We start from the raw sequence: 1,866 nt of genomic DNA, 5'->3' as shown, positions 1-1,866 counted from the left end.
GCGGCTCGCCGGGTGGGTCGACTGGCGCACCTCGCGGTTGTCCTACAGCACCATGCAGCGCGTGCTGGGCACGGAGTTCGGCGGGATGAACGCGGTGCTGACCGACCTGTACCAGCAGACCGGCGACTCGCGCTGGCTCACCGCGGCGCAGCGGTTCGACCACGCGGCCGTGTTCGACCCCCTAGCCGCGAACCGGGACCAGCTCAGCGGGTTGCACGCCAACACCCAGGTGCCCAAGTGGATCGGCGCGGCCCGCGAGTACAAGGCCACCGGCACCACCCGCTACCGCGACATCGCCACCAACGCGTGGAACATCACCGTCGGCGCCCACACCTACGTGATCGGCGGCAACAGCCAGGCCGAGCACTTCCGCGCGCCCAACGCCATCGCCGCCTACCTCAACACCGACACGGCCGAGGCGTGCAACACCTACAACATGCTGAAGCTGACCCGGGAGCTGTGGCTGCTCAACCCGGACAACCCGGCGTACTTCGACTTCTACGAGCGCGCGCTGCTCAACCACCTGATCGGGCAGCAGAACACGGCCGACCCGCACGGCCACATCTGCTACTTCACCGGCCTCAACCCCGGCCACCGGCGAGGCAACACCGGCCCGGCGTGGGGCGGCGGGAACTGGAGCACCGACTACGGCACGTTCTGGTGCTGCCAGGGCACCGCGCTGGAGGTGAACACCTCGCTGGCGAACTCCATCTACTTCCGCAACGGCACCACGCTCACGGTGAACCTCTACACGCCGTCGGTGCTGACGTGGGCGGAGCGCGGCATCACGGTCACCCAGACCACCACCTACCCCGCGAGCGACACCACCACCTTCACCGTCACCGGCAGCGTGAGCGGGTCGTGGACGATGCGGCTGCGCATCCCCGCCTGGACCACCGGCGCGACGATCAGCGTCAACGGCACCGCCCAGGACGTCGCCGCGACGCCCGGCAGCTACGCGTCGCTGACCAGGTCGTGGACCTCGGGCGACACGGTCACCCTGCGGCTGCCCATGCGCGTCGTCGTGCAGCCCAGCAACGACAACCCGAACGTCGCCGCGATCACGTACGGCCCGGCCGTGCTGGCGGGCAACTACGGCAACACGACGCTGTCGCGGCTGCCCTCGCTGGACACCACGTCCATCACCCGCACGAGCACGTCGGCGCTGACCTTCACCGCCCGCGCCGACGGCGCGACGGTCAACCTCGGGCCGTTCCACGACGCCCACGGCTTCAACTACACCGTCTACTGGAGCACGACCGGCGGCGGGACCGGTGGGTACGACTCCGGGTACCGGTTGGTCAACGCCGCGAGCGGGCTCGTGCTCGGCGTGCAGGACATGTCCACCGCCGACGGCGGCTCAGCGATCCAGTGGGGCGACACCGGGACCGCGGACCACAACTGGCAGCTGATCGCGGACGGCGGCAACGTCCGGCTGCGCAACGTCAACAGCGGCAAGGTGCTCGGCGTGGAGAACATGTCCACCGCCGACAACGCCCGCGCCCTGCAGTGGGCCGACAACGGCACCGCGGACCACCGCTGGACCATCGTGGACAACGGCGACGGCACCCACAAGGTCCGCAACGTCAACAGCGGCAAGCTGCTCGGCACGCTCAACGGCTCGACGTCCCAGGGCGCGCAGGTCGTGCAGGACCAGGACAACGGCTCGGCCGACAACCGGTGGCGCTTCGTGCCGTCGGGCGCCCACAAGATCCAGAACCGGGCGAGCGGGCTGGTGCTGGGCGTGCAGGACATGTCCACCGCCGACGGCGGCCTCGTGATCCAGTGGGACGACAGCGGCAGCGCGGACCACCTGTGGACCGCGGTGGTCGACCCGGACGGCTACTTCCGGCTGCGCAACTCCAA

General features: G+C 70.0%; 1 protein-coding gene. It reads left to right on the top strand.

Annotated elements, in window-relative coordinates; all coding sequences use genetic code 11:
• Positions 1–1,866, top strand: a 1,866-nt coding sequence (locus tag AB0G02_RS37860) for a beta-L-arabinofuranosidase domain-containing protein (protein WP_360804623.1), incomplete at both ends; no start/stop codon positions are given.

The organism is Actinosynnema sp. NPDC023658 (genome assembly GCF_040639995.1).
Classification (GTDB): domain Bacteria; phylum Actinomycetota; class Actinomycetes; order Mycobacteriales; family Pseudonocardiaceae; genus Actinosynnema.
This window is presented reverse-complemented; position numbering and strand designations above follow the sequence as displayed.